The sequence below is a fragment of the Blastococcus xanthinilyticus genome (genome assembly GCF_008124835.1).
GTDB classification, from domain to species: Bacteria; Actinomycetota; Actinomycetes; order Mycobacteriales; family Geodermatophilaceae; genus Blastococcus; species Blastococcus xanthinilyticus.
Genome location: NZ_VNHW01000007.1, coordinates 45,419 through 72,387, shown reverse-complemented (window position 1 = coordinate 72,387; position 26,969 = coordinate 45,419). Strand labels below are relative to the sequence as shown.

Sequence of the window (26,969 nt, the reverse complement as noted above, 5' to 3'; positions counted from 1 at the left end):
AGCAGAGTCCGACTGTGCAGAGAACACCCCGGTGACCGCCGATCTCGACGCCGCGATGGGCCGCGCCCTGGAGCTGGCGGCCGCGGCGGAGGAGTGGGGGGACACCCCGATCGGCGCCGTCGTCCTGGGGCCGGACGGCGCGGTGCTGGCCGAGGCGGCCAACGAGCGGGAGAAGCGCGGCGATCCGACCGCGCACGCCGAGGTGCTGGCGCTGCGCGCGGCCGCGCAGGCGCACGGGGACGGCTGGCGGCTGTCCGGATGCACCCTCGTGGTCACGCTGGAGCCCTGCACGATGTGCGCGGGGGCCAGTGTGCTGTCCCGGGTGGAGCACGTCGTCTACGGCGCCGACGACCCGAAGGCCGGCGCCGCCGGCTCGCTGTGGGACGTCGTCCGCGACCGCCGGCTCAACCACCGGCCGCAGGTGACCGGCGGGGTCCGCGCAGAGGAGTGCGGCGCGCTGCTACGTGCCTTCTTCCGCCGTCAGCGGGGCCTGTAGTCTCTTCGGCGGTGGCGTGTCCGAGCGGCCGAAGGAGCACGCCTCGAAAGCGTGTGAGGTGCAAGCCTCCGTGGGTTCAAATCCCACCGCCACCGCCAGCGGGCCACCGACGGAAGTCCGTCCAAACGCCGACGAAAGTCGGTAGGACTTCCGCCGGTGGCCCTTTTCTTTGCCGAAGCCGGTCCGGCGGTGAAGCCGCAGGTCCGGTTGGGAGCGCTTCAACCGCTGTCGCGGCCCGACGCGGAGCCGTTCCTATGAGGCGGTCGCGCCCGCCGGACGCACCCCTAGCCGATCCACTAGGAGCGTGGACCGGCTGAGGGCAATGATCTTCAGTTGTTTATCGCTGCTGCCGCGCTTACGCGGCTGGCGCGAGTTCCGGCGGATCGGGGCTGTCTGGTAGGTCGGGATGCCAGGTGTTCTTGCGCAGGCCAGGGCTGCGCTTCAAGACGAAGATGGCGCCGCCGGGTCCGTCGGGTTCCTTCGCCTTCTTGAGGAACGTGTCGATCTTGCGGACGCTGGCGGCGGCCAGCAGGAAGGCGGCGAAGAGGCTCTGGACGGCACGTCCGCGCATGCGGCGGCGGCTGGGGGAGCCGAGGCCCTGGTACGCCTCGTCCTTGGCGCGCCCGTGCTCGCCTTCCTGTGACTGCCGCATGAGGTTGTAGAGCGAGTAGTGCTCCTCGGTGCCGTACTGGAGGCTCTGCCGGAACTTGGCGTCGTCGGTGACGTGGATGCTGACGGTCTCCTGGCGGCAGACCTGCGGGCGGACCCCGTTGTCGTCGGTGGGGACGTTGCTGGGATCGATCTCGATGCGGGCATCGACGGTCGTTTGGTCGGCCTGGCGGGTGGCGCGCTCGTTCTCCGACCGTTCCTTGAACGGGCAGACGGCGATGGGGTTGGCGCCTGCGGCGGGGCAGCGGTACCGCTCGTACCCGCGCGCGTTCACCTTCTCCGCCCGGCGCATCCGGTAGTGCTGCCGCTCGGTGATGCGCTGCTGCCAGGTCGCGTGATCGATCCTGTCGGCGCGGTAGTCGACGGTGGCGTTGACCAGGTCGGCGGGCATGGAGGGGCAGTAGTACCAGCCCTCGATCAGGTGGGCGCCGGAGGCGTGACTGCCCTGATTGCCGAGTTGAGCGTCGGTGTAGGTCATGACGACCTTGCGTCCGGCCGCTAGCGCGGGGATCTGGTACTCGGCCTCGTTCTGGTTGCTGTAGAGGGCGTCGCCGGACAGGTAGCCGGTGGGGTGGTTCCGCTGCTCAGCGGAGGCGAACATCCGGCGCGCGGACCCGGCGGGGTCCTCGCCGGGGCGGGTGACGGTCATCGCCAGTGGCACGGACGGGAGGTGCTGCTTGACGCCGGGCCGCGTGTCGGCGGCCACGATGAGGTGCACGTCGTAGGCGAAGAAGCGGACCGAGTTCTTGCGCTGGAACCGCTTGGCCTTGCCCTTGACGGCGGGCTGGTCCTTGTCGGACGGGTCGGCGTGGTCACCGTCGCGGACGTAGATGCCAGCGTCGGGGTCCGACGCGCAGACGGTGGCGTTGTAGGAGCGGACGCCGACCTTCATGGGCGTTGCGTCGATGCAGGCGTTACCCCGGTACTGGCGGCGGACCGCGCGGGGCAGGGTGCGCCAGGCGGCTTCGAGCATCTGGTTGCAGACCCAGTCGAGGCTTGCCTGAAGGCGTTCCATGTCGTCGACCGCGAGGTCGCGCTTGAGGCGGTCGAGGTCCTCCCAGGCCATCCGCCGGTTCTTGGGCAGCGGCGAGGGGTCGATGTGGCTGAGCATCAGCCGGAACCGGCGGCTGACGCACGCAACGCTGCTGAGGTCGTAGGCGAGGCGCTTGTCCGGGGCGCTGGGCACGGCGTCCGCGCGGATACCGATCTTGTCCTGCATGGCCGGGCTGATCTGGTGGAACAGCACGTCGCGCATGTGCAGCGCGAGCATGCCCCGGCCGGTCTCGGCGCAGAGCCACAGCGCGACCAGGACGCCGAGGATTGAGACCCGGCCCGGACGACCAGCCTTCTTCTTCCCCGCGTTGATCTTGTCGTTGAAGAACGCGGGCAGCCCCGTCTTCTCGATGAAGGCAATGACCCACTCGACGTGCTTGTCGGTGAACTGGGGCAGGTGGCTCTCAGGACCGCTGCTGCGCCACACCTCGCCTTCGTGGTCCAGCGGCTCATCCGGCCACTCCTGCCCGCCGAGTTCGGCCAGACGAGCGCGGAACTTCTCGACCGTCATGCTCGGCGCAGCAGTGCTCTTGCGAATCCTCTGGGGCAGCGCCTTCTGCCGCGTCGGCGCGCTCACCGGGCACTCCGGCGAAGCGCCTGCACGGCGACCGCTGGGACGGCGGCCGGGACGTGCGGCAGCAGGTCCATCAGGTGCGCGGCCGTGGTCAGCCCAGCGGCGGGGAGCAACACGTTGAGCGGGGTCCCAGCCGCGAGGTGCTCGATGAGCCAGGTGTTGCGCAACCGCCGCAGCATGATCGGCGCGGGTGGGCGCAGCGCGTTGATCTGGTTGACCGACTCCTGGAACCGATTCTCGCTGAGGCGGGCGATCGTGGGGGCGACGATCAGGTTCCCTCCAGCCTGCTGCGCCGACGCCCACAGGCTGTCCTCGTGACGCGCCAGGCACGTGACGGTGCGCGGGGAAGTGCCGCCGATGGTGACGTGCACACCAGTCGCGTCGCGGCTGACGTCACAGCCTCGGATGACGGCTACGTCGCGGCGGCGAGCGCCGATCCCGAGACCCAAGTCGAGGATCGCCGCAGTCCGCTGACGCCGAGTCGCCGGGCGGATCCCGCCGACCCACGCCCGCACGTCGACGATCGTCTCGGCGCTGTACGGGGTGAGAACGTCGGCAGCGCTGATCGTTGGGCGAGTGAGCGCGGCGACCTGCGCGGAGCGGGAGAGAGCGCCGGAGATGACGTCCAGGCGTGACCGGTATCCGGCCTGCGCCATGTCCACGTGATCAGCGCACACCACATGGAGGAACCGCTGCCGGGTCCGCTCGCTGAACACCCGCTGCCGGGTCAGGGCGATGCCTGCGTCCTCGCACATGCGGACCAGGCCGCTGACGACGGTCAGGCTGTAGTTGACCCAGTGCCGGGTCACCGGCTGTGGCGCGGCGTAGAGGACGTCGCGGACGACCGAGCGGACGAAGACCGCCGCAGTCTGGGACATCTTGTCGCCGCGAAAGCGGGTGATCCGGCCGTGCGCCGCCACGAGCGCCGCCATCTGCTCCGCTGACGGCTTCATGCCGTCACCTGCCGCGACGAGCCACCAGTCGGGCAGCACGTCCGGGGTGCCGTCCCATTCGTCTGGGACCCACGGTTCGTCGTCGTACTCGCGCGCTGCCACTGCGTCTCCCGGTCATCAAGCCGGGGCGCTGCCTCCACTACGAGCGCGCGCGTCCGGCAGACCCGACCTGGGTCTGCAACGGCGCGAGTTGGGGCGCTGGAGGTGCACGCGCGCAACGTGCCAGGAGGCACTGACAAGAACGTGACCAGCAAGAACGTGGCCATCGGGATCGCGGCCATCGGGCCACCCCCTTCCGGGGGCCGTGAGCGAGCCCATCTGGCGGCTTCTCAGCCGAGACGCGGACTCGCCTTCCAGGTGCGTCTGCAACGCCCTGGCTCGCCGAGGTAGGCGGGTGGCTGGCTCCCTAGTCGCCTGATGCGCTCCATGTCCCTCACCTCGACTCCCTGGTCCTGTGGCCCCCGGACCGTCCGGATGACCTGGAACCATCGTCACCCGGCGATTCGCGGCAGCAATCGTCAGCCGAACATGAGTCCTCCGATAGGAACTGACGGTGGCTCAAAGTCCAGGTCAAGGCGCGTCAGATCGGACCAGCAGCGAGCAAAATCGCGCTGACGCAACAGATCCTGCTGACGCTGGACGGCCCTGTGCCGAGTGCGGTCAAGGATTGGGTCAGGTTCATGGCAACCGCCGGTATCACCCGCCATGCGCGCGAGATGTACGCAGCCGCGCCGCTGCCTCTCACAGCGCCCAATACCGAAACCGCAGGCGAGATCGGACTCGACCGAAGCGGCGGGATGAGAACGTGCCGCCGGACTACCGGAACGACCGCATCACCGTTCGAGGGGTCTCCCTTCCAGGCGACCGTGTAATCGAACTACGCGCCGCAATGCACTCGTTCGTCCTCGGCTTGATCGACCAGGATCGCTATCTCCGGCAGTTCACCACCCGACAGATCCGCTTGAGCCAGGACCGACTTGCTCTTCGATCCTTCGTCGACGACGGACTCCATCTCGTGGCCCTCATCGATGAGTTCATGCCAGTCGTGCGCGTCAAGGGTGCCCACGACCTGCTGGCACTCGTGAAGGACACCGTCCGAGAGGTCCATGACGGCTGCTGCTCGTGAGCAGAGACAAGCACCTCGGACCAAGGCAGTCCGGTACGAACCGTCAGACCCACGTGCTTACGTGGAGATGGCTGCGAACGGGCGTATCAAGACGGGGAGGGCGAGATGGCTAGTTCAGAGCAGATCCGACAGAAGTTGGTAGACCTCGGGAAGAAGCGGGCTGACGCTGAACGGCGCATGGCTGACGCGCGCGGTAAGCAAGCCAAGAAGAACGCGGATGCGGCCTCCTACCGTCAAAAGGCGGCATCGACCTCCTCCACGTCCATGGTGAAGCAGCACCTGCGTTCGGCGGAGACGGCAGAGAAGGCTGCCCTGGCAGAAGGCCGCAAGGTCGCGGACGAGAGCAAGCGCAGCGCTGACTTCTCGCGGCAGGAGGCGGCGCTGAACAAGGACCTCGCAACCGCGCTGAAGAGCGAGGCCGCGAAGGAGAAGCGCGATCGGGATCAGCGAGAGGCTGCGGAGAAGCGCCGCCGTGAGGCCGAGCAGCGTGAGCGGCAGCGGCAGGCGCGTGCTGACGCACTCGCCCATCAGCGGGAGATCCACGCTGAACGGGCAAGGACCCAGGCCCTCGTGACAGCGGCAGAAGACCGACTCGCGGCCGCCATGGACAGGATCCGACCGCCCCAAGTGGAGCGCCTCCGCATCCTTTATCTAACCGCCTCCTCGCGTGGAGACCTTCGAGTCGACGAGGAGATGCGGCGGGTGAAGGCCGCAGTCCAAGCCGCGACCCATCGCGACCTCATCTCGATCGAACACAAGCCAGCGGCGACAACCGCCGACCTCTTGGACGGGCTGACTCGGTTCAAGCCGCACGTTGTTCACTTCTCCGGCCATGCCGGGGAGGACGTCCTTGTCTTCGATACGGGCAGTGACGCGCGCGGCCCCGGTCAAAGGGTCACCGCCGAGGCGTTTGCTCGGGCAATGAGCGCAGTCGACGACCCGCCCACCCTCGTCGTGCTCAACGCCTGCAAGTCCGAAGCGCAGATTCGCGGGCTGCTCGATGCCGTGCCGCTGGCGATCGGCATGGCCGACAGCGTCGGCGATCGTGACGCGATGGCGTTCGCGGCGCGGTTCTACAGCGCCGTCGCCGAAGGTCAGTCCGTGGAGTCGTCGTGGCGACTTGCCCGCGTCCAGATGGAGTTGGACGGACTCCCCGATGCGGACCTGCCGATTCTCGACACGCAGCCGGGCGTCGATCCCGCGTTGGTACATCTCGTCATCGCGCCGGAGGCGGCGTAGCACCGCGCCTGCAACGCACCCGTGTCGCTCTGCCGCGCGTCAGCGGAGCGGGGCAGTATGGGTTCGTGGATGAGGCGCGGCTCAAAGTGTGGTCGTGGTTCGGCCGCGCCCCCTCCTCGCTAGAGGACCTCCAGTTCGTGGTCGCGGTCGCCAGCCGTAAGGAACTTCAGCAGGTATCCGTTCGCCTTTCGCTCCCCAGCCCCAAGCAGGCTGTCCGAGTGAAGCCATCCGATCCGGCATACGCCGAGGCGATCTCTCAGCCGAACCGCCTGTTGTGGATGAATCTGGGTGACTTGCCGCTGGGCAGGTCATACCCGCCATTTCAGTGGTCCTCCGAGGAGCAGTTGGCTGACTTGCGGCGCGCAAGCACGCTTCGCCATGTTCCCGGCGACGGCGTACCGGTCAACCGCCCCCGTCAGCCGTAGGTCCGACCCGTCCGCCGCGCGGTCATCTACTCCGTTCGCCGGACTAGCCTCATCCGTCGTGACCAGCAGCCTGTGCCCTGATTGTGGGCACGCTTGGCAGGTGCACCCTGGGGCCTTGATCTCGATCACGAACTGCGCGGAGTGCATCGTCGAGGAAGACCACGATGCTCGGGAGGTCGAGGACATGTGCTCCCGCGTCCCTCCGCACGTGGAGCGCGAGCCCGTGGGTGACTCATTGCGGGTCCGCTACAAGCGCCGCCGATTGCGGGGCGACAGAGTGTTGATCGAGGACTACACCGGCGGCCGGTGGGCCTTGCTACGGCCGCCGGTTGCAGGCCGCGCCCAGGTCGAGAGCCTGATCGGGCAAGTCCAGGAGGACCTGGCGACCATGCCGATCACCGACTTCCGGGAGAAGTACCGCCCTCTGATGGACTAGCCAAGACTCGGCCAGCCAGGTGAACGGTCGGACGTCCCGGACTACGTCGCGTGCGAACGCCTGCGCGGTCGCCGACAGGCATTGAGAAATGGTGGCCGGGGTAGGCGTTTGGTCGTTCTGGCGCGCCTACCCCGGTTGCCCGCACAGGCCCGGCTCGAACGGGCTGCTCCCCTCCACAACGGACGCATGAGCCGGGCTGGGCTACCCATGCGGCGAGGCTGCGGCCAAGGCCGTCGGCCACCACCCCGACGACCTGCACCGCTGATGGGGTGGGCGGCCGAGCGGGACCGGTCGTCTCTGATCCGAGATGTCCTCGCCTAGAGGGCGACTGTCCCGGACCGCCGTCCAGTCGAGAGGAAGGCGTGCAGGCTGGCTTGCTCTAGAGGTAGCCGGACGTGCCACCGAGTGCGGACGTTCTTCGTATCCGTCTCGGCTAGCAGGGCGACCTGAGCGGTCCAGCCGATGTCGTCGAACGCCACAACGTCCACGACGGCTCCAGTAGTGAGTCTGTCCCCAACCTGAACGAGCGGTCTGACGGCCTGCTGTGGTTGGTGCTTCAGTGCGGCGGACGTCGCTGCTGCACGGATGCCGCTGCCGATGGCGACCTGCATCTCGTCGCTGCCATCCCAGTCGAAAGGGAACAGGTCTACGCGATACCTGACGGTTGCCGACGGCTTGTCAGCCCACCCTCGGGTGTGGAGCAGTTCGCCATCGGTCACGAGCATGGCTGCTGCTCGCACGGGCTCTGCTTCGCAGAGCAAGTCGATCTCCAGGTGCCACTCGTCGTGTACTGGCGCTGGCGGAATCCGAGTGCGCGCTTGTTTGGCAATCCACTCGACTCGGGTGACGACGACCGGCACCTGTCGGCATCGCCCCAGCGGCCTCATGCCCGAAGGCTAGCGGCGCGCACCCGGTGTCCTGCGTCGGAGCCATCGGCGTGGGTAATGATCTTGCACGGTTCGGGCAGAAGACTCGACGGGGCTACGCATTCACGCAGGTCAACGACTTTCGTCGGTAGCCCCCAGCTGGGGCCACCGACGGACGTCCGTCGGTGGCCCTTTCGCTTCGGCGGGGCGGATGTGTCCGGGGCGGGCGCTAGCCTCCCCGACCGTGTCCGATGCCGTGGCCCAGCCCGCCGATCTGGAACTCGTCCGGACCTCCTACGACCGGGTGGCCGACAGCTACGTCGCGATGCGGGCCGGCGATCTCGCGCCGGCCCCGTGGCTGCGCGGTGCGCTGGCCGCGTTCGCCGACGAGGTCCGCGGGCGGGGGCCGGTGCTCGACGTCGGCTGCGGGCCCGGCACGGTCACCGCCCACCTGGCCGGTCTCGGGGTGGACGCGTCCGGCGTCGACCTGTCACCGCGGATGGTGGCGCACGCCCGCCGGCTGCACCCGGGGCTGCGGTTCACCGTGGCCTCGGCCACCGGCCTCCGTCTCGAGGCGGCCTCGCTCGGCGGCGTCCTGGGGTGGTGGTCGCTGTTCAACCTGCCCCGGGACGTGCTGCCCGGCGTGCTGGCCTCCTTCGCCCGGGCGCTCGTTCCCGGCGGGCAGGTGCTCCTCGGGACGCACGTGGGGGACGGCGACATCGTGCGCACCGAGGCGTACGGCGGCGTGCCGGTGTCCTGGACGACCCACCTGTGGCAGCCGGAGCAGCTGGTCACCCTGCTCGCCGGCGCCGGTCTCGAGCCGGTCGCGGAGCTGCGGCTGCCCACCGGCGGCCTGGCGCACCGGCAGGTGCTGCTCGCCGCCCGACGGCCGGACTGAGCTCCCGGTCACGCCGGCGGACGTGGTCAGCGGCGCCGGTGAGCCGGTTCAGTCGACGGGGAAGTCGCTGTCCAGGACGAGCTGCCCGTCGCGGACCAGGAACGTGAACTCGTGCGGGCCCGTCTCGCGGCGGCCGTCGGCGTAGCGGAGCTCCATCGTGGCCGTCGCCGTGGTGTCCCCGTCCCCGGCCTCGAGGTCGCTGATCCGCACGTCCTCGAACTGGTCCCAGTACCGGATGTAGTTCTCCCGGCTGATGTTGGCGCGCAGCGTCGGGCCGGTGCGGTCCCAGGCGCTGGCCGGGTCGTCGATGACCAGCCGGTGGTAGTCGCGCACGAAGTCCCGGATGCTCCGCTCGGCGAGCGGGTCGGCGTCCTGGTCGCCGCCGTTCCCGTTGCCGTTGCCGTTGCCGTTGCCTTCTCCGTTCCCGTTCCCGTTCCCCTCGTCGTCCCCGTCCTCGCCGTCCTCACCGTCGCCGTCCTCGCCGTCCTCCGCGGGCGGCGGGGCGACCGGCTCCACCGGCGTCTGCGTCTCGGCCGGCGTCTCGGCCGGCTCCCCGGTGGGCGAGGGAGCCTCGGACGACGAGGTCGGGGTGCCGGTCGCGGTGGCGTCACCGTCGGGCTCCCCGAGCGGGCCGAGCCACAGCGCCAGCCCGCCGGCCAGGAGGACCACCACGACCGCGAGCGCCGCCCAGGCACCGCGCCGGCGGCCGGCCCGCGCGGGGGTGTCCCCGGCGGGCGGCGACGCGGGAACGGACGACGCGGGAACGGACGACGCGGGAACGGACGACGCGGGAACGGACGCGGGCGGGAGGCGGCCGCCGGTCCGCACCACCGGGGCGGGCGCCGTCCGCGGGGTGGGCGTGGGCGGTGCGGGCGTGGGCGGTGCGGGCGTGGGCGGGCCCACCGGGGAGGCGGCCGGCGGCTCCACCCGGTCGGCCGCGACCGGGGCCGCGGCGAACACCGACGTCCCGGCCGGCCCGGACGACGGGCGCAGGTCGGTACGGGCCAGCAGGACGGTGGTCGTGTCCCCGTCGCGGCCGGCCGCCAGGGCCGCGAGCTCGTCGCGGACCGCGGTCATGGCCGGGCGTGCACCGGGGTCGGCGGCGAGCATCCGCAGCAGCGGCTCGGTGAGCGCGCCGCCCTGCCGCGGGGGAGTGATCTGCCCACCGGCGACCCGGTGCAGCATCCCGAGCGCGTTGTCGTCCATGCCGAACGGCGGCCCGCCCTCCACGCAGGTGTACAGGGTGGCGCCGAGGGAGAAGACGTCGCTGGCCTCGGTCATCTCCATGCCCTGGGCCACCTCGGGGGCGAGGTAGGCCGGCGTGCCGGTGATCTGGCCGGTCTGCGTGAGCGTGACGTCGCCGCTGGCGTGCGAGATGCCGAAATCGGTGATCTTGACCAGCCCGGCGACCCGGCCGCCGCGACCGATGAGGACGTTGGCCGGCTTCACGTCGCGGTGCACGATCCCGGCCGCGTGCGTCGCGGCGAGGGCGTCGGCGACCTGGGCGCCGATCTGCGCCACCTGGTCCACGCGCAGGACCCCGTCCTCGCCGAGCACCTCGGCGAGGCTGCGGGAGGGCAGGTACTCCATGACCAGCCACGGCGTCCCGCCCTCGAGCGCCACGTCGTAGACCGAGATGGCGTGCGGGTGGCTCAGCCGCGCGGCGATCCGCCCCTCGCGCAGCGCCCGCTGGCGCTGCTCGTCGATCTGCTCCTGGTCGGCCCCGAGCGGGAAGCGGACCTCCTTGACCGCCACCCGGCGGCCCAGCCGCTCGTCGCGGGCCAGCCAGACGGTGCCCATCCCGCCGCCACCGATCTGCGACTCCAGCCGGTAGCGGCCCGCGACCAGGCGGCCCGGCCCGGTGATCGGACGCGACATCGGCGGCGGGGCGGGTCCGGCGTCAGACGGTGGAGGGGACGCCGTACCGACGGGCGTACTCCTCCTGCGCACCCACGGGCAGGGCGTCGTAGAGCTCGCCGAGCTCGGTGTGCACGCTCGGGTCGAGGTCGTCGAAGATCCGCTGCCAGGTGGGGGGCTCGTCGTAGCTGCGGGTCAGCAGCAGCTCCCACGCCTGCGCCTGGCGGTCGCGCTTGCTGCGCTCGGCGACGAACTCCGAGAGGTAGCGGTCCTTCGCCGCGGTCTTCTCCTGCGCCGTGGCCCCGGCCGGGAGCTCGCCGGCGTCACCGCCCTTGAGCACACCGACGATCGCCTCGACGACGTCCGGCCGCACCTCGCTGTGCTCGCTCATCCCTGCGCCTCCTCGTCCGTGCCCGCAATGGCAGGCCCTTCCCCGTCGACCCCGCGGTCAACCGCTCTTCGGTGCAGGATGCCGCACGGCCTCCCGGACGGCCTCCCCGGCGGTGTCCTGCGAACCGCGGGAGTGGGCCCGGTACGATCGTCGGCGTACCTGGAGGATTCGCCTAGTGGCCTATGGCGCTCGCTTGGAAAGCGGGTTGGGGGCAACCCCTCGGGAGTTCGAATCTCCCATCCTCCGCAGCAGCCGTCCGTGCGGGCGGCGACGAACGGCCCGCCTCCGCGCGGGCCGAACGTCTGTCCGGGGGCGGTCGTGTGCCGGGGGCCGGCCGTGCCCTACAGTGGTCCACGACCCCTCGTGTGGCGTCACCCTGTGAACCTCCCCAGGGCCGGAAGGCAGCAAGGATAAGCGGGCTCTGGCGGGTGCGCGGGGGGTCCTCTTCTTTTCCCGGCCGGCTCCGGGCGGCTTCCCAGCTCGTTGACAGGTTCCTGCGTTTGGCTGCATGAACCTTCAACGACTGGAGCGGAGATGTCCCGACGCATCTGGTGGTTCCTCGGTGGCGGGATCGCCCTCGCCGTCGTCGCGCTCGTCGCCGGGCCGCTGGTCTACGCCGCGCTGCAGGACGACGCGCCCGCGGCACGGACCGTGCAGTCCCAGCCCGAGGGCGCCGCGCTCACGGAGGAGACCGACGGCAGCTGGACCGTGGCCGAGGGCTCCACGGCCGGCTACCGCGTCGACGAGGTGCTCAACGGCGCCGACGTCGCCGTGGCCGGCACCACCGAGCAGGTCAGCGGCTCCCTCGTGGTGGCCGACGGAGCCCTCACCGAGGCCGAGGTGACCGTCGACGTGGCGAGCATCGCCACCGACAACGGCCGGCGGGACGCCTACTTCCGCGACAACGTCATGGACGTCGCCGCCCACCCCACGGCGACCTTCACGGTGACCGGGCCGGTGGAGCTCCCCGAGCTGACCGGGACCCCGCAGACCGTGCCCGTTCCCGGCGAGCTCACCCTCACCGGCGTCACCCGGCCCGTGGAGGTCGAGCTCTCCGCCGTCCTGACGCCCGAGGGGGCCGAGGTCTCCGGCTCGGTCCCGGTCGCCTTCGCCGACTTCGGCATCGAGCCCCCGGACCTGGGGTTCGTGCGCGTGGAGGACGCCGGCTCGATCGAGCTCTTCCTCGTGCTGACGCGGTGACCCGCGCTCACCAGCCGGCGTCGACCACGTCGACCAGCGCCAGCAGCCCGCCGGACCCGGCCTCGGCCGTGGGCGCGTCCTCGGCCGACAGCACCCAGTAGCCGGCGCCGCCGCTGTCGGGCACGCGCAGCGTCCACGTCGTTCCGGTGCCGGCCGGGCACACGGTCAGCGGCGTGACGTCGACGGCGCTCGGCATCACCCGCACGGTGCACCCCTCGGCGGCCACGGACCGGTCCACCTCGCCGACCATCTGGTCCTCGGTCTGCCCGGGGACCAGTGACAGCGTGAGCGCCGGCCCCGGGGTCGACCACCGGCAGCCGCCGGTGAGATCGGTGCCGGTGGTCGGCCGCGTCCCGCCCCCGAGGGCGGCGATCAGCCCCGCCGCGACGTCGGGGCAGGCCCGGTCGGCGCCGGCGCGCAGCTCGAGCGGCGGGGTCCGCGCCCCGAGGACCCCGGCGACCATCTCGACGGCGGCGGCCTCCTCGGCGGCCGCCGTCGCACGGTCCTCGGCCTCCCGCGCGCGGCGGGCGTCCTCGGCGGCCGACCGGGCGGCCGAGTCCTCCGGGACCGCCTCGGTACCGGCCGTCCCCGGGCCGGCGACGCCGCCGCCGGGGGACGCCGTCAGCGCGCCGAGCGCGGTCGGCACGCCGATCCCCACGGCGACCACGACGGCCGCCACCGCCGCCGTCCCCAGGCGGGTCCGGCGCTGCTGCCGGTAGCGGTCCCGGGCTCCGAGGGCGTGGGCCCGCGGGTCGAAGCCGGGCGCGAGCTGGTCGGCCAGGTCGTCCAGGCGGGCGCTGATCAGGGTGGTGTCGCCGTCGTTCACGAGGTCCTCCTCGACGTGGGCGTGAGGTCGTCGCCGGTCGCGGCCAGCAGCACGCGCAGCGCCGCCAGCCCCTTGGTGATGTGGTTGTTGACCGTGCTGCGGGAGCAGCCCATGACCCGGGCGGTGTCGGCCTCGGAGAGGTCGTCGAAGTAGCGCAGCACCACCGCCGTCCGGACGCGGGGGGACAGCGTGAGGAGGGCCCGCCGCATGACGTCGGTCTCCGCGTGGGCGGCCTGCAGGTCGCCCGAGCCGGTCTCCGGCAGGCTCTCGACGACCTGCTCGGCGTTGGCGAGCCGGCGCAGCCAGCTCAGGTGCGCGTTGATCATCAGCCGCCGGACGTAGGCCACCGGGTGGTCCGCGGCGCGCACCTTCGACCAGGACCCGTACGCCTTGGCCAGCGCGGTCTGGAGCAGGTCCTCGCCGCGGTGGGAGTCGCCGGTGACCAGGCAGGCCGTGCGCAGCAGGTGGCCGCCGTGGTGGGCGACGAAGTCGGTGAACTCCGCGTCCTTGCTCTCGGTCACTCGCCCCTCCGGTGGTCGCTCACACCATGAGGACGCCCCGGGTCGCCGGTCCCGCCCCACTCCGGCAGACATCGGCTCCGCGACGGCCCGGGTGGACCGGTCCGGCGGCGGCGGATCCGGAACGTCCGCCAGGGTGTCGGTGCGGGCACGTAATCTCGCTCCGTGGCTCTGGCGCTCTACCGCAAGTACCGTCCGGCGACCTTCGCCGAGGTGGTCGGGCAGGAGCACGTCACCGCCCCGCTCATGAACGCGGTCGACGCGGGGCGGATCAACCACGCCTACCTGTTCAGCGGCCCCCGGGGCTGCGGCAAGACCTCCTCGGCGCGCATCCTGGCCCGGTCGCTCAACTGCGCCCAGGGGCCGACGTCCACCCCCTGCGGGGTCTGCGAGTCGTGCATCGCCCTGGCGCCGGACGGCCCCGGCTCGCTCGACGTCATGGAGATCGACGCGGCCAGCCACGGCGGTGTCGACGACGCCCGGGACCTGCGGGAGCGGGCGTTCTTCGCGCCGGTGAGCAGCCGCTACAAGGTCTACATCGTCGACGAGGCGCACATGGTGACCACGCAGGGCTTCAACGCCCTGCTCAAGGTGGTGGAGGAGCCGCCGGACTTCCTCGTCTTCGTCTTCGCGACGACGGAGCCGGAGAAGGTGCTCCCGACCATCCGGTCGCGCACGCACCACTACCCGTTCCGGCTCGTGCCGCCGACCACGCTGCGCACCCTGCTGGAGAAGACCTGTGCCGCCGAGGGCGTGCAGGTGGAGCCGACGGTCTACCCGCTGGTGGTGCGCGCGGGCGGCGGATCGGTCCGCGACTCGCTGTCGATCCTCGACCAGCTGCTCGCCGGCGCCGGCCCCGAGGGGGTCACCTACCGCGAGGCCGTCGGCCTGCTCGGCGTCACCGACGACGCGCTGCTCGACGAGACCATCGACGCCCTCGCCGCCTCGGACGCGCCCGGGGTCTTCCGCGCCGTCGACCGGGTGGTCGAGGCCGGCCACGACCCGCGCCGCTTCGCCACCGACCTGCTCGACCGGCTGCGCGACCTGATCGTCCTCGACGCGGTGCCCGACGCGGGCGGCAACGGCCTGCTGGACTGCCCGCCCGACCGGCTGGACCTGATGAACTCCCAGGCCCAGGCGCTGGGGTCGGCGACGCTGTCGCGGATGGCCGACACCGTGCACGAGGGCCTGACCGAGATGCGCGGCACGACGGCGCCGCGGCTGCTGCTCGAGCTGGTCTGCGCCCGGATGCTGCTGCCGGCCACCGACGGCTCGGCCGCCGCCACCCTCCAGCGGCTGGAGCGGCTGGAGCGGCGGATGTCCATCGCCGGGGAGCACGCCGGGCGCCCGGTGGCCGAGCCCGCGCACCGCGAGCCCCCGGTCGCGGAGGTCCCGCCGCCGCCGGCCGCGACGCCGGCCCCCGAGCGGGAGGACGCCGGGGCAGGCTCCCGGCGGGAGTACGTCCGCCCGTCGCAGTCCCAGCCTTCCCGGCGCGAGGCGCCGCCCGCGCCGGCTGCTGCCCCGCCGCCGCCCGCGGCACCGGCGGCGGCCGCTGCCGCCCGGGCGCCGGAGGCCCCGGCCGCACCGCCCCCTGCGGGCGCCCCCGCGCGGGCGCCCGGGACGCCGTCCGCTCCTCCGGCACCCGCCGCGCCGGCCAACGCGCCGGGCACGGCGGGGGACGGGTGGCCCGAGACGCTGCAGCCGGGCACCAAGCCGCGCTCCACCCCGGCGGCGCCGGCCCCCGCCGCGGCCGCGACCGACTGGCCGGACACGGCCCAGCCGGGGAACCGCCCCCGCCCGGCCCGCGAGACGGCCGGTGAGCCGGACATCCCGCTCCCGCCGGAGCCCACCGACGACGAGGAGTGGCCGCACGCGGCACAGCCCGCCGCGGCCCGTGCGGCGGCCGCCCGGGTCGACCAGCCGCGCCCGGCGTCGCCGCCGCGCGCGGCGGCGGAGTCGGCCCCCGCGCCCCGGGGTGGCGAGCCGACCCCGGTCGTCTCGGCGAACCCGCCGGAGACCGCGTCCGACGGGGAGCTGACCACCGCCGACGTCCGGCGGATCTGGCCGGAGCTCCTGGCTGTGGTGAAGAAGCACAAGCGGACCACCGAGGCGCTGCTGCACAGCGCCCAGGTGCAGCAGCTCTCGGGCGGTGTCCTCACGCTGTCGACCTCCTCGCCGGCGCTGGCCCGCCGGCTGGGCGACGACCTGAACAAGGACGTCGTGCGGGAGGCGCTCAACGAGCTCCTCGGGGTGCGCTGGCGCGTCGACGCGGTGGTCGAGGGCGGCGGCGCCGCTTCGGGTGGGGCCGCGGTCGCACCGGCGGCGGCCCGGGAGGCGGCGCGCGAGGCGGCCCAGGCGGCGGAGGCCGCCGAGGCGCGCGAGCTCATGGCCGAGCGCGCGGCGGAGGCCTCCTCCGACGGTGACCGGGAACCCGCGCCCGCCGTCGACCAGGAGCAGGCGGCGCTGCAGCTGCTGCGGTCCCAGCTCGGCGCCCGGCCCGTCGAGGGCTGAGCGGGGACGCGCCGCCCGGCGGCCCGCGCCGGGTCCCGGCAGAGGGCGGGCAGCAACGCGGGGCGGCAGGACGGGCGGCGTGCCCTCACCTGTCGTACCGGCGGCCTACTCTCGTGGCATGTTCCCCGGAGGCCAGCAGCCCGACCTGTCTCAGCTCATGAAGCAGGCGCAGCAGATGCAGCAGCAGCTCGCCGCCGCCCAGCAGGAGCTGGCGGCCACCGAGGTCACCGGCACCGCCGGTGGTGGGCTGGTCTCGGCCACGATGACCGGCGACGGCGACCTGACCGCGCTCACCATCGCCCCGGACGCCGTCGACCCCGACGACCTCGAGACGCTGCAGGACCTCGTCGTCGCCGCGGTCCGGGACGCCAAGCGCGCGGCCGACGAGCTGACCGCCAGCCGGATGGGCCCCCTCGCCGGGGGCCTGGGTGGCGGCCTGGGGCTGCCCGGTCTCTGATCGGGCCCGCCGCCCGATCCACTTCGCAACCCGAGGAGCACCGTGTACGAGGGTGCCGTCCAGGACCTGATCGACGAGCTCGGTCGCCTGCCCGGTGTGGGGCCGAAGAGCGCGCAGCGCATCGCCTTCCACCTGCTGTCGGCCGAGTCCGCCGACGTCACCCGGCTGGTGGCCGCCCTCACCCGGGTCCAGGAGTCGGTCCGCTTCTGCGTGACCTGCTACAACGTCGCCGAGGCCGAGCAGTGCCGGATCTGCCGCGACCCGCGCCGCGTCGACGACGTGCTGTGCGTGGTCGAGGAGCCCAAGGACGTCGTGGCCATCGAGCGCACGCGGGAGTTCCGGGGCCGTTACCACGTGCTCGGCGGGGCGATCAGCCCGATCGACGGCGTCGGCCCGGACGACCTGCGGGTCAAGGAGCTCATGACGCGGCTGATGAACGGCGCGGTCACCGAGCTGATCATCGCCACCGACCCGAATCTCGAGGGCGAGGCGACCGCCGCCTACCTGGCGCGACTGGTCGGGCCGATGGGGCTCGCGGTCTCCCGGCTGGCCAGCGGGCTGCCGGTGGGCGGCGACCTCGAGTACGCCGACGAGGTGACGCTGGGCCGGGCGTTCGAGGGCCGCCGCCGCATCGACGCGTGACACCGACCCGTCGACACCTGACGCCGGCGCCGAGCAACGCCTGCCGACGCCGACCGTCCCGTGAGCACCCGGGCGGGCTCCGAGCAGGTCGCCCGGCGACGGGCCAGAGTGCTCCGGCGGCGGCGCGTGACGGTGCTGACCTGCACGGCGAGGACGAAGGTCACGGGTTGGTGTCGATGGACGACCGGCACTGCCGGGGAGCGACGGACGCCGCCTAGGGTCCACAGGCGATCCACGGACGCCTTCGCGTCCGCGGGCTCCACGTCCGGAACTCGTCCGGTCCGCTGTGGCCGAGGAGGCAGGTCTTCCGCGATGACACGTCGTCGTACCACTCGAGCGCTCGCCGCGTCCGCGGCCGCGGTCACCGCAGTCACTCTCTCGGCCTGCGCCTCCAGCGACCGGGACTCCGGCGAGGGCGACGGCGAGGGGGACGCAGCGCAGTCCGGCGGCACGCTGGTGTTCGGCGCTGCCGGCGACCCGGCGATGTTCGACCCGGCGTTCGCCAGCGACGGCGAGACCTTCCGGATCGCCCGCCAGATCCACGAGGGCCTGCTGACCAACGAGCCGGGCACCACCGAGCTCGTGCCGGCCCTGGCCGAGGACTGGGAGGTGAGCGAGGACGGTCTCGAGTACACGTTCAACCTGCGCGAGGACGTCCAGTTCCACGACGGGACGGACTTCAACGCCGAGGCGGTCTGCTTCAACTTCGACCGCTGGCACAACTTCACCGGCCTCGCGCAGAGCCCGAGCGCCACGTACTACTACCAGGCGGTCTTCGGCGGCTTCGCCGACAGCGAGAACCCCGGTATCTACGAGGGGTGCGAGGCGACCGACGAGAACACCGCCGTCGTCTCGTTCAACCAGGTGACCAGCAAGATCCCCGCGGCCCTCTCCCTGCCGGCCTTCTCCATCCAGAGCCCGACGGCGCTGCAGGAGTACGACGCCGACAACCTGTCGGGCAGCGAGGACGCGATCACCTACACCGAGTACGCCCTCGAGCACCCGACCGGCACGGGACCGTTCAAGTTCGAGAGCTGGGACCGCGGCAACGGCGAGGTCACCATCGTCCGCAACGAGGACTACTGGGGCGAGCCGGCCAAGCTCGACGAGATCATCTTCCGCACCATCCCCGAGGGGAACACCCGCCGGCAGGAGCTGCAGGCCGGCACCATCGACGGGTACGACTTCGTCTCGCCCGCCGACTACCAGACCCTCGAGGACGACGGCTTCCAAGTACTGGTCCGCGACCCGTTCAACATCCTCTACCTGGGCTTCAACGGCGGGAACGTCGAGGGCACGCAGGCCAACCCCGCGCTCCAGGACCCGCGCGTCCGGCAGGCCATCGCGCACGCGATCGACCGCGAGACCATCGTGAACTCGCTGCTCCCCGAGGGCTCGGAGGTGGCGACGAACTTCATGCCGCCGTCGGTCGACGGTTGGGCCGACGACGTGCCGACCTACGAGTACGACCCCGAGCGGGCCCGCCAGCTGCTGGAGGAGGCCGGTGCCGCCGGCACCACGCTGCGGTTCTACTACCCGACCGACGTCAGCCGGCCCTACCTGCCGGACCCGGCCGCGATGTTCCAGGTGATCGCCGAGGACCTGCGCGAGGTCGGCCTGAACATCGAGCCGGTCGCCCTGCAGTGGAACCCGGACTACCTGCAGGCGGTGCAGGCGGGTCAGGCCGACATCCACCTGCTCGGCTGGACCGGTGACTACAACGACGCCTACAACTTCATCGGCACGTTCTTCGCCGAGGACCAGAACAACCAGGCGTCCGCGGAGTTCGGCGCGTTCAGCGCCCCGGAGATCTTCGCCGCGCTGGCGCAGGCCGACGCCGCACCGGATCCGTCCGACCGGACCGACCTGTACCAGGAGGCGAACCGGCTGATCAAGGAGTTCCTGCCGGCGGTGCCGATCTCGCACTCGCCCCCGGCGCTGGTCGTGGCCGAGAACGTCCAGGGTCTGGAGCCCAGCCCGCTGACGGCGGAGGACTTCTCGACGGTGACCCTGCAGGACTGAGCCCGGTCCGCATCGACCGCGCCGGCGGTGGCAGCGAACAACGCCACCGTCGGCGCGGTCGCCGGTTCGCGGTAGGACAGCGGACCCCGGCAGGGGTGTCCGGAAAGGCTGGTCCGAGCACGTGCTCCGCTTCATCGTCCGGCGGCTGTTCCAGCTGGTCCCGATCCTGCTGGGTCTCTCCGTCCTGCTCTTCGCCTGGTTGCGCGCGCTGCCCGGCGGTCCCGCGCAGGCGGCCCTCGGCGAGCGGGCCACCCCCGAGGCGATCGCCCAGTACAACGAGCTGTTCGGCCTCGACGAGCCGCTCATCGTGCAGTACTTCCGCTTCCTGGGGCGGGCGATCACGCTCGACTTCGGCACCTCCACCCAGTACGGGCGGCCGGTCACCGAGGTCTTCCTCGAGCGGTTCCCAGGGACGATCGAGCTGACCCTGCTCGCGATGGTCTTCGCGATCGGGGTGGGTATCCCGCTGGGTTACCTGGCCGCTCGGCGGCACGGCAGCTTCCTGGACTCCGCCTCGGTCGTCGGATCGCTGATCGGTGTGGCGATCCCGGTCTTCTTCCTGGCCTACCTGCTGCGCCTGCTGTTCGCCGTCGAGCTGGGCTGGCTACCCGGGTCCGGCCGGCAGGACGTGCGGATCGATGCCACCCGCATCACCAACTTCTACGTCCTGGACGGGCTGCTGACGCGGGAGTGGGACGCGGCCTGGGATGCGCTCCTCCACCTGATCCTGCCGGCCATCGCGCTGGGCACCATCCCGCTCGCGATCATCGTGCGGATCACGCGGGCGTCGGTGCTCGACGTGGTCAACGAGGACTACGTGCGGACGGCGAACGCCAAGGGGCTGGCGATGGCGACCGTGCGCCGCCGGCACATCGTCCGGAACGCGCTGCTGCCCGTCTCGACGACGATCGGCCTGCAGACCGGCCTGTTGCTGTCCGGCGCGGTGCTGACCGAGACCGTCTTCGCGTTCGGCGGGGTGGGACTGACTCTGCGAGATGCCATCACCTACCGCGACTTCGCCATCCTGCAGGGCTTCATCCTGATGCTGGCGATCGTCTACGTGCTGGTGAACCTGCTGGTCGACATCTCCTACGGCCTGCTCGACCCGAGGGTGAGAGTCCGATGAAGCTCGCGGGACCGGACCGGGGGGCAGCGCGATGACGGCGCTCGGGGACTACAAGCGCGAGCGCATCGACGAGCTCGCGGCCCGGGCCGGTCAGCTGCCCGAGGGCGATGCCGGGCTGTCGCTGACCCGCAGCGCCGTCCGCCGCCTGCGCCGGGACCCGGTGGCGATCACCGGCGCGGTCATCGTGCTGGTCTTCCTCGTCGTGGCGGCGTTCGCCCCGCTGCTGGCCCCCAGGGACCCGGTCACGCAGTACCTGCTGTCGGAGATCCGCCCCGGCCTCATCCCCGGGTCGCAGGAGGGCTTCCCCCTCGGCGCCGACAACCTCGGCCGGGACCTGCTCTCGCGGCTGATCTACGGCTCCCGGCAGTCGCTGCTCATCGGCGTGGTCTCGACCGTGCTCGGCCTGGTGGTCGGGATGACGCTCGGCGTGCTGGCCGGCGCCTTCGGCGGCTGGGTCGACACCCTGGTCATGCGGTTCGTCGACATCATCCTGTCGATCCCGGGCCTGCTCATGGCGATCACCGTCTCGGTGCTGCTGGGGCAGAACCAGTACGCGCTGATGATCGCCATCGCGGTCGTCCAGGTGCCGATCTTCGCCCGGCTGCTCCGCGGCTCGATGCTGGTCCAGCGCGGCAGCGACTACGCCGTCGCGGCGCGGGCGCTGGGCGTCCGGAAGAGCCGCATCGTGTTCGGGCACGTGCTGCCCAACTCCCTGTCGCCGGTCATCGTCCAGGCGACCCTGTCCCTGGCGACGGCGATCATCGAGGCGGCGGCGCTGTCCTACCTCGGCCTGGGCGATCCCGACATCGCCCGCCCGGAGTGGGGGGCGATGCTCGCCAACGCCCAGGACTTCCTGTCCATCCGGCCCGCGCTGGCGGTCTGGCCGGCGCTGTGCATCATCGTCGTCGCGCTCGGGTTCACGCTGCTCGGCGAGCGCCTGCGCGAGGCCCTCGACCCGAAGTTCCGGAGGTGAGCTCCCTGCAGGCACCGGTGCTCGAGGTGGAGGACCTGGCGGTCCGGTTCACCCGCCGCGGTGAGCAGCCGACCCGCGCCGTCGACGGCGTCAGCTTCTCGGTGGCGCCCGGCGAGACGATCGGCCTGGTGGGTGAGTCCGGCTGCGGCAAGTCGGTCACCTCTCTGGCGATCATGGGGCTGCTGCCCCGGCGCGGCGTCGAGGTGACCGGCTCCGTCCGCTTCGACGGCAACGACCTGGTCGACGCCCCCGACCACGTGCTGCGCGGGCTGCGGGGCGCCGACATGGGCATGGTCTTCCAGGACCCGCTCTCCTCGCTCAACCCGACCGTGCCGATCGGCACGCAGGTCACCGAGGTGCTGCTGGAGCACCGCGAGATGAGCAAGGCCGAGGCGCAGGACGAGGCCGTCCGGCTGCTCGACAAGGTCGGCATCCCCGACCCGGGGCGGCGGCTCAAGGAGTACCCCCACCAGCTCTCCGGCGGCATGCGGCAGCGCGCGCTGATCGCGATGGCGCTGGCTTGCTCACCGCGGCTGCTGATCGCCGACGAGCCCACGACGGCGCTCGACGTCACCATCCAGGCGCAGATCCTCGAGTTGCTGCGCGAGCTCGTCGTCGACGCGGGGACGGCGCTGGTGATGATCACCCACGATCTCGGCGTCGTCGCCGGGCTCTGCGACCGGGTGCACGTCATGTACGCCGGGAAGATCATCGAGACGGCCGACCGGCGGGACCTGTTCGCCCGCCCGCGCCAGCCCTACACCGGCGGGCTGCTGGCGTCGGTGCCCCGGCTGGACTCCGCCCGCGGGGCGCCGCTCACGCCCATCCGCGGCTCGGCCCGCGACGCCATCCCGTGGTCGGAGGGGTGCGCCTTCGCCCCCCGGTGCGACAACGCCCAGGACGACTGCCTGACCGAGGTGTCGGGCAGCACCGTCCCGCTGGTGCCGGACGGCCCCGGCCGGGAGCTGCGCTGCCGCCACCCGCTCGAGCACCCTGCTGCGCCGTCGGGTGCCACCGCCCACGGAGCCGCCCGATGACCGCCGTCCCGATCGCCGGCCAGGACGACCTGCTCCGGGTGGAGGACCTCAAGGTCCACTTCCCGATCAGGAAGGGAATCTTCTTCGACCGCACGGTCGGCCACGTCCAGGCCGTGGACGGCGTCTCGCTCACCGTGCCACGGGGCGCCACCTACGGGCTGGTGGGGGAGTCCGGCTGCGGCAAGTCGACGCTGGGCCGCGCCATCCTGCGGCTGGAGGAGCCCACCTCCGGCCGGGTGCTGTTCGACGGCACGGACGTCGCCGCCCTGAAGGGCGAGCCGCTCCGGCAGATGCGCCAGCGGATGCAGATGGTGTTCCAGGACCCGCTCGGCAGCCTGGACCCGCGACAGAACGTGGAGTCGCTGCTCTCGGAGCCGCTGCGCGCACACGGGCTGGCCGGGGGCAAGGCCGGGATCGCGGAGAAGATCCGCGGCCTGCTGGACGCCGTCGGGCTGCCATCGGCCGCGCTGCGCCGCTACCCGCACGAGTTCTCCGGCGGCCAGCGGCAGCGGATCGGTATCGCCCGTGCCGTCGCGCTCGAGCCGGACCTGCTGATCGCCGACGAGCCGGTGTCCGCGCTCGACGTGTCTGTGCAGGCCCAGGTGCTCAACCTGCTCGAGGAGCTGCAGGAGCGGCTGGGGCTCACCTACCTGATCATCGCCCACGACCTGGCCGTCGTCCGGCACATCAGCGACGTCGTCGGCGTCATGTACCTCGGCTCGCTGGTGGAGCAGGCGCCGGCCGACGACCTCTACGAGCAGCCGCTGCACCCCTACACCCGGGCGTTGATGAGCGCCGTGCCGGTGCCCGACCCGGAGATCGAGGAGCAGCGGGAGCGGATCCTGCTGGCCGGTGACCTGCCGTCGCCGGCCGACCCGCCCAGCGGCTGCCGGTTCCACACCCGCTGCCCGTGGCGGCAGGAGACGCGCTGCGACGACGAGGTGCCCGTGCTGCGGGAGCTGGGCCCGGGACGGCTGGTCAGCTGCCACTGGGCAGAGGAGATCCGCGACGGCGCGCTGCGGCCGCGGTCGCCCGAGGAGGTGCTGCACGCCGGTGCCGCCTCCCGGCCGGGTTCGGGCGCGCATCCCCGGGACGACGACCCGACCCCGTTCCTCGGCCGCGACGAGCCCCTGCCGCGGCAGGAGCAGGGCTGACCGCAGCGAACTCTGGGGCATAGGAAGCTATACGTGCGTCTCAGCGCCGGAAACGGGTGTATAGCTTCCTATGCCTCAGTCGGTGACGACGACGTCGTCCCCCGTGCGGACCGCCCGGCGCACGCGGAGTCGGGCGATGCTGCCGAGCAGCCGGACCAGGCCGCTGTAGACCGGCGTCGGCCCGTGGTAGCCGAGGAACCCGCGCGGTCCCTCGACCATCTCGCCGGTGCGCACGTCGTAGCGGCTCTGGTGCCACGGGCAGACCAGGCACCCGTCGGCGTCGACCGAGCCCTCGGCGAGGTCGGCCAGCTGGTGCCGGCAGATCCGGGAGACGGCGAAGTACCGGTCGTCCCCGTCGGGGCCGGCGCCCCGGTTGCCCACGGCCCAGTCGCCGACGCGGCGCACCGTTCCCGGAGGCAGGTCGGCGGCGGGGACGGAGTCGGGCTGGGGCACGGGGTCTCCTCGGTGCGGCGACGGCGGTGCACCGGGCCTACCCAGCGCTGCCGGGCCGGACGCCTCGCCCGTCGGTAGGGTCGTCCGGGTTCGAGGTCGCCCTTCCAGGAGGTATCCGTGCGCCGGCTGTGCGTCGTCCTGGGAGTGCTCGCCGTGCTCCTGCTCGCCGGCGGCCCGGCGCACGCGGTGCCACCCTTCCGGCTGACCGACCAGGTCGTCGACGAGGTGGGCGTGCTCGACGGCAGCACGACGGCGGTCGAGAACACCATCGACGAGCTGCGGTCGGACACCGGCACCGAGCTGCACGTGGTCTTCGTGTCCAGCTTCGACGATGCCGACCGGTCGGAGTGGGCGCAGGCGACCGCGGAGCTCAGCCAGCTCTCCGAGGATGACGCCCTGCTCGCCGTCGCCGTCGACGACGGCCTGTACGGCACGCTGAAGCCGGCGGACTTCCCCCTCACCGCTGGGGAGCTCGACGACCTGGCCGGCGAGCGGGTCTCCCCGGAGTTCACGGCCGGCGACTGGGCCGGCGGCGTGGCCGCCTTCGCCGACCTCCTGCGCACGGAGGGGACGGCGACCGGGCAGCCGGCGGAGTCCGCATCCGACGGCGGCTCCAGCGGGGTGGGGCCGCTGCTGGTGATCGGTGGCATCGCGGTCGTCGGCGGCGGCGCCTACCTGGTCAGCCGGTCCCGCCGGAACCGAGCCGGCGGCGCGCTCCCCGCGGGCCGGCAGCGGCCGGCGCCCGACCCGTACGAGGGCGTGCCCACCGACGAGCTGCAGGGCCGGGCGAGCGAGGCGCTGCTGGAGATGGACGAGGCGGTGAAGACCTCCCAGCTGGACCTGGACTTCGCCCGCTCGCAGTACGGGGAGGACGCCGTCGCGGGCTTCGGTGCGGCGCTCGCGCAGTCCAGGGCCGAGGTCGGGCGCGCCTTCGCCATCCGGCAGGAGCTGGACGACGAGGTTTCGGAGGACGAGCCGACCACCCGGCGGATGCTCGCCGAGATCCTGGCGCTGACCCAGGCCGCCGACGCGCGGCTCGACGAGCAGAGCGCGGCGTTCGAGCAGCTCCGCGACCTGGAGCGGACCGCCCCGGCGGTGCTGGCCGGCCTCGAGCCGCGTATCGCGGCGCTGCGCGGGCGGCTGCCGGAGGAGGAGCAGCGGCTCACCGGGCTCCGGCAGCGGTTCTCCGGCTCCGCCGTCACCGCGGTCGCCGACAACGTGCGCGAGGCCGGGGCTCGCCTGGACGCCGCCGACCAGGAGGTGCGCGAGGCCCGCGAGGCGCTCGCCGCCGGGCGCAGCGGCGACGCCGTCGGGGACATCCGCGCCGCCGAGGACGCGGTCGCGCAGACCGGCACCCTGCTCGACGCGGTGGGCCGGCTGGCCGCCGACCTGGACGCGGCCGCGGCCCGGGTGGCCGACGCGCGGGCGGAGACGGAGAAGGACCTCGCCGAGGCCCGCGCCCTGGTGGCCGCCGGCGACCGCAGCGGCCTGCAGCCGCAGATCGCCCGGGCCGAGGCGGCCCTGGCCGCCGCGGACGCCGCGCTGCGCCCGGCCGACGGCACGCCGGGGAACCCGCTGGCCGCGCTCCGCCAGCTCGAGGACGCCGACGCCGCGCTGGAGCAGACGCTGTCGGCGGCCCGCGACGCGCAGACCCAGGCCCGGCGGGCTGCCGCGGCGCTGGACCAGGCGCTGCTCAGCGCCCGTTCGGCGGTGGCCGCGGCCGGCGACTTCATCGACACCCGGCGCGGTGCGGTGGGTCCCGAGGCGCGCACCCGGCTGGCCGAGGCGCAGCGGCACCTGGAGGCCGCCGTCGAGCTGGGCCGCACCGATCCGGTGAGCGCGCTGCGGGAGGCCCAGCAGGCCGGGCTGCTCGCCCAGCACGCGCTGGACCTGGCGGTGGAGGACGTGGACGACTGGAACTCCGGCTACGGGGGGTACGGCCCCGGCGGCATGGGCGGCGGCTACGGCGGCGGGTACCGCCGCGGCGGGGTCGACCTCGGCAGCCTGGTGCTCGGCGGGATCCTGCTCGGCGGCGGGCGCCGCGGGGGGTTCGGCGGCGGTTTCTCCGGCGGCGGCCTCGGCGGTGGCGGCTTCGGTGGTGGTGGGTTCGGCGGCCGGTCCGGCGGTGGGTCCTTCGGCGGCGGCGGCCGGTCCGGCGGCGGCTCGTTCGGCGGCGGTGGCCGGTCCGGCGGCGGGCGGTTCTGACCGCCGCGTCGCGGACGCCCCGAACTGTCGGCCCCCGGTGGGACGGTGACCTCCCTCACACCTGAAGGAGGCAACCATGCCCATGCGAGACACCCCCTGGCCGGCCGGCACACCGTGCTGGGTGGACTACGGCGCAGCCGACCTGGCGGCGGCGAAGGAGTTCTACGCCGCGCTGCTCGGCTGGGAGTACACCGGCGGGGACGAGGAGTTCGGCGGCTACCTGAACGCGGAGAAGGACGGGGCGCAGGTCGCCGGCCTCGGCCCGCAGATGGACCCGGACGACCCGCCCCGCTGGACCACGTACTTCGCGACGGACGACGCGGCGGCCACGGTGACCCGGATCCGCGAGGCCGGGGGCACGGTCGTGGTCGAGCCGATGGAGGTCGGGCCGTTGGGCACGATGGTCGTCGCGCTCGACCCGCAGGGTCATCCGTTCGGCCTGTGGCAGTCCGGCGAGCACACCGGCGTGCAGCGCTACAACGAGCCGGGCTCGCTGGTCTGGAACGAGGCGGCGGTCGACGACCCGGATGCGGCGCGGGCGTTCTACGGCGCCGTCTTCGGGTTCCGGTTCGAGGCGATCCCCGCCGGCGAGGGCTACACCACCTTCGCCACCGGCGGCGATCCGCTCGGCGGGCTCGGCGGCGCCGTCCCCGGCGTGCCGAAGGGGTGGTCGACCTGCTTCGCGGTGACCTCCACCGACGGTGCGGTCGCCACGGTGACCTCCGCGGGCGGAAAGGTGCTGCTCCCCGCGGAGGACACCGAATACGGCCGGTTCGCGGTCGTCGCGGACCCGTGGGGCGCCTCGTTCTCCGTCATGGAGGTCCCGGCCGGATGAGCTCTCCCCGGCAGCCGGTGCGAGCGG

25 protein-coding genes, 2 tRNA genes and 1 other RNA gene are annotated in these 26,969 nt (G+C 72.8%); 19 read left to right on the top strand and 9 right to left on the bottom strand.

The window, feature by feature from the left end; genetic code table 11:
* Positions 1-31 precede the first annotated feature (31 nt).
* Both BD833_RS12165 and BD833_RS12160 read left to right on the top strand, forming a co-directional pair.
* A complete protein-coding gene (locus tag BD833_RS12165; protein WP_243737619.1) occupies positions 32-496 on the top strand; it encodes a nucleoside deaminase in 465 nt (154 codons plus the stop codon).
* Positions 497-506: 10 nt separating this feature from the next.
* Positions 507-594, top strand: a tRNA-Ser gene (locus tag BD833_RS12160).
* Positions 595-851: 257 nt separating this feature from the next.
* Here BD833_RS12160 and BD833_RS12155 read toward each other — a convergent pair.
* From BD833_RS12155 to BD833_RS12145, 3 genes are all read right to left on the bottom strand, one after another.
* On the bottom strand, positions 852-2,795 hold the full coding sequence (locus tag BD833_RS12155; protein WP_166533411.1) for a hypothetical protein: 1,944 nt from the start codon (positions 2,793-2,795) through the stop codon (positions 852-854).
* Positions 2,792-3,847, bottom strand: coding sequence for a hypothetical protein (locus BD833_RS12150; RefSeq protein ID WP_166533410.1), 1,056 nt, complete (start codon positions 3,845-3,847; stop codon positions 2,792-2,794). The genes BD833_RS12155 and BD833_RS12150 overlap by 4 nt, the downstream gene beginning before the upstream one ends.
* A gap of 775 nt (positions 3,848-4,622) precedes the next feature.
* A complete protein-coding gene (locus tag BD833_RS12145) occupies positions 4,623-4,853 on the bottom strand; it encodes a hypothetical protein (protein ID WP_166533409.1) in 231 nt (76 codons plus the stop codon).
* Between the two features lie 195 nt (positions 4,854-5,048).
* Here BD833_RS12145 and BD833_RS12140 point away from each other — a divergent pair, with 195 nt between their 5' ends.
* The 3 genes from BD833_RS12140 to BD833_RS12130 all read left to right on the top strand — a co-directional run bounded on the left by BD833_RS12140 (position 5,049) and on the right by BD833_RS12130 (position 6,971).
* On the top strand, positions 5,049-6,110 hold the full coding sequence (locus BD833_RS12140) for a CHAT domain-containing protein (RefSeq protein WP_166533408.1): 1,062 nt from the start codon (positions 5,049-5,051) through the stop codon (positions 6,108-6,110).
* Positions 6,111-6,175: 65 nt separating this feature from the next.
* Positions 6,176-6,535, top strand: a complete 360-nt coding sequence (locus tag BD833_RS12135; RefSeq protein ID WP_166533407.1) for a hypothetical protein — start codon at positions 6,176-6,178, stop codon at positions 6,533-6,535.
* 58 nt (positions 6,536-6,593) lie between these two features.
* The gene (locus BD833_RS12130) at positions 6,594-6,971 is read left to right on the top strand and encodes a hypothetical protein (RefSeq protein ID WP_166533406.1); all 378 of its coding nucleotides are present in this window, start codon (positions 6,594-6,596) and stop codon (positions 6,969-6,971) included.
* 317 nt (positions 6,972-7,288) lie between these two features.
* Here the strand turns inward: BD833_RS12130 and BD833_RS12125 are convergent, their stop codons facing one another.
* The gene (locus tag BD833_RS12125; protein ID WP_166533405.1) at positions 7,289-7,858 is read right to left on the bottom strand and encodes a hypothetical protein; all 570 of its coding nucleotides are present in this window, start codon (positions 7,856-7,858) and stop codon (positions 7,289-7,291) included.
* A gap of 223 nt (positions 7,859-8,081) precedes the next feature.
* On the opposite strand from BD833_RS12125, the gene BD833_RS12120 reads away from it, so the two are divergent.
* A complete protein-coding gene (locus BD833_RS12120) occupies positions 8,082-8,735 on the top strand; it encodes a class I SAM-dependent DNA methyltransferase (RefSeq protein WP_208092617.1) in 654 nt (217 codons plus the stop codon).
* Between the two features lie 48 nt (positions 8,736-8,783).
* On the opposite strand, the gene BD833_RS22715 is transcribed toward BD833_RS12120, so the two are convergent.
* Together BD833_RS22715 and BD833_RS12110 are read right to left on the bottom strand one after the other, a co-directional pair.
* A complete protein-coding gene (locus BD833_RS22715) occupies positions 8,784-10,613 on the bottom strand; it encodes a serine/threonine-protein kinase (RefSeq protein WP_208092616.1) in 1,830 nt (609 codons plus the stop codon).
* A 22-nt stretch (positions 10,614-10,635) separates the two neighbouring features.
* Positions 10,636-10,983 carry a hypothetical protein gene (locus BD833_RS12110; protein ID WP_166533403.1) on the bottom strand — a complete coding sequence of 116 codons (348 nt, stop codon included), beginning with the start codon at positions 10,981-10,983 and terminating at the stop codon, positions 10,636-10,638.
* A gap of 161 nt (positions 10,984-11,144) precedes the next feature.
* On the opposite strand from BD833_RS12110, the gene BD833_RS12105 reads away from it, so the two are divergent.
* The 3 genes from BD833_RS12105 (at position 11,145) to BD833_RS12095 (ending at position 12,183) form a co-directional block, all read left to right on the top strand.
* A tRNA-Ser gene (locus tag BD833_RS12105) sits at positions 11,145-11,229 on the top strand.
* Positions 11,230-11,335: 106 nt separating this feature from the next.
* An RNA gene (gene ffs, locus BD833_RS12100) (signal recognition particle sRNA small type) lies at positions 11,336-11,431 on the top strand.
* Between the two features lie 86 nt (positions 11,432-11,517).
* Entirely contained in the window at positions 11,518-12,183 is a 666-nt protein-coding gene (locus tag BD833_RS12095) for a YceI family protein (RefSeq protein WP_166533402.1), read from the top strand.
* A gap of 7 nt (positions 12,184-12,190) precedes the next feature.
* Here BD833_RS12095 and BD833_RS12090 read toward each other — a convergent pair whose 3' ends face one another.
* Both BD833_RS12090 and BD833_RS12085 read right to left on the bottom strand, forming a co-directional pair.
* Positions 12,191-13,009 (bottom strand): hypothetical protein, encoded by an 819-nt coding sequence (locus BD833_RS12090; RefSeq protein WP_166533401.1) that lies wholly within the window; start codon positions 13,007-13,009, stop codon positions 12,191-12,193.
* On the bottom strand, positions 13,006-13,530 hold the full coding sequence (locus tag BD833_RS12085; RefSeq protein WP_243737618.1) for a SigE family RNA polymerase sigma factor: 525 nt from the start codon (positions 13,528-13,530) through the stop codon (positions 13,006-13,008). The genes BD833_RS12090 and BD833_RS12085 overlap by 4 nt, the downstream gene beginning before the upstream one ends.
* Positions 13,531-13,692: 162 nt before the next feature.
* On the opposite strand from BD833_RS12085, the gene BD833_RS12080 reads away from it, so the two are divergent.
* The 8 genes from BD833_RS12080 to BD833_RS12045 all read left to right on the top strand — a co-directional run bounded on the left by BD833_RS12080 (position 13,693) and on the right by BD833_RS12045 (position 23,449).
* The gene (locus BD833_RS12080) at positions 13,693-16,038 is read left to right on the top strand and encodes a DNA polymerase III subunit gamma and tau (protein ID WP_166533399.1); all 2,346 of its coding nucleotides are present in this window, start codon (positions 13,693-13,695) and stop codon (positions 16,036-16,038) included.
* A 118-nt stretch (positions 16,039-16,156) separates the two neighbouring features.
* Positions 16,157-16,495 carry a YbaB/EbfC family nucleoid-associated protein gene (locus tag BD833_RS12075; RefSeq protein ID WP_166533398.1) on the top strand — a complete coding sequence of 113 codons (339 nt, stop codon included), beginning with the start codon at positions 16,157-16,159 and terminating at the stop codon, positions 16,493-16,495.
* A 42-nt stretch (positions 16,496-16,537) separates the two neighbouring features.
* Positions 16,538-17,137 (top strand): recombination mediator RecR, encoded by a 600-nt coding sequence (recR, locus tag BD833_RS12070; RefSeq protein WP_166533397.1) that lies wholly within the window; start codon positions 16,538-16,540, stop codon positions 17,135-17,137.
* Positions 17,138-17,449: 312 nt separating this feature from the next.
* On the top strand, positions 17,450-19,159 hold the full coding sequence (locus tag BD833_RS12065) for an ABC transporter substrate-binding protein (RefSeq protein ID WP_166533396.1): 1,710 nt from the start codon (positions 17,450-17,452) through the stop codon (positions 19,157-19,159).
* Between the two features lie 121 nt (positions 19,160-19,280).
* A complete protein-coding gene (locus BD833_RS12060; protein WP_166533395.1) occupies positions 19,281-20,285 on the top strand; it encodes an ABC transporter permease in 1,005 nt (334 codons plus the stop codon).
* 31 nt (positions 20,286-20,316) lie between these two features.
* Positions 20,317-21,258 (top strand): ABC transporter permease, encoded by a 942-nt coding sequence (locus tag BD833_RS12055; protein ID WP_166533394.1) that lies wholly within the window; start codon positions 20,317-20,319, stop codon positions 21,256-21,258.
* Positions 21,255-22,295, top strand: coding sequence for an ABC transporter ATP-binding protein (locus BD833_RS12050; RefSeq protein WP_243737617.1), 1,041 nt, complete (start codon positions 21,255-21,257; stop codon positions 22,293-22,295). Before BD833_RS12055 ends, BD833_RS12050 begins: the two co-directional genes overlap by 4 nt.
* Positions 22,292-23,449, top strand: a complete 1,158-nt coding sequence (locus BD833_RS12045; RefSeq protein ID WP_166533393.1) for an ABC transporter ATP-binding protein — start codon at positions 22,292-22,294, stop codon at positions 23,447-23,449. The genes BD833_RS12050 and BD833_RS12045 overlap by 4 nt, the downstream gene beginning before the upstream one ends.
* A 75-nt stretch (positions 23,450-23,524) precedes the next feature.
* Here BD833_RS12045 and BD833_RS12040 read toward each other — a convergent pair whose 3' ends face one another.
* Positions 23,525-23,902 carry a Rieske (2Fe-2S) protein gene (locus tag BD833_RS12040; protein ID WP_166533392.1) on the bottom strand — a complete coding sequence of 126 codons (378 nt, stop codon included), beginning with the start codon at positions 23,900-23,902 and terminating at the stop codon, positions 23,525-23,527.
* A gap of 117 nt (positions 23,903-24,019) precedes the next feature.
* On the opposite strand from BD833_RS12040, the gene BD833_RS12035 reads away from it, so the two are divergent.
* Both BD833_RS12035 and BD833_RS12030 read left to right on the top strand, forming a co-directional pair.
* On the top strand, positions 24,020-26,107 hold the full coding sequence (locus tag BD833_RS12035) for a TPM domain-containing protein (RefSeq protein ID WP_166533391.1): 2,088 nt from the start codon (positions 24,020-24,022) through the stop codon (positions 26,105-26,107).
* Between the two features lie 76 nt (positions 26,108-26,183).
* A complete protein-coding gene (locus tag BD833_RS12030) occupies positions 26,184-26,942 on the top strand; it encodes a VOC family protein (protein WP_166533390.1) in 759 nt (252 codons plus the stop codon).
* Positions 26,943-26,969 lie beyond the last annotated feature (27 nt).